The 271-nt window shown below is 41.7% G+C and carries 1 protein-coding gene; it reads left to right on the top strand.

Going from position 1 to position 271, the window contains the following annotated elements; all coding sequences use genetic code 11:
* On the top strand, positions 1–271 hold a 271-nt coding region (locus tag SB658_RS24090; protein ID WP_410602871.1), incomplete at both ends, for a polyketide synthase dehydratase domain-containing protein.

The following is a 271-nucleotide window of genomic DNA, read 5'->3' as shown; positions in this document are numbered from 1 at the left end:
GCGGTTGCACACTTATTGCTGCCAAAAGAAGCCGCATATGCTCTTGAAAATTATACATTGCATCCGTCTTTAATTGATGGGGCTCTGCAATCTTTGTTCGGGATTACGGACGGAAGAGAAGAGGCATCTGTTTATGTTCCTTTTTCAATAGGAGAGATTACGATTCGGAAAAAAGTTTCAGCAGAATGCTGGGCTTATGCGCGTAAAACAGGCCAAAAAGGTCAATCCGAGCTTATTTACGATATTCAGCTGCTTAATGAACAAGGAGAAA

The sequence above is a fragment of the Bacillus sp. SIMBA_008 genome (assembly GCF_046535495.1).
Lineage (GTDB): Bacteria > Bacillota > Bacilli > Bacillales > Bacillaceae > Bacillus > Bacillus subtilis.
Note: the sequence above shows the minus strand (reverse complement) of the source record. Positions and strands in the feature narration are given on the sequence as shown.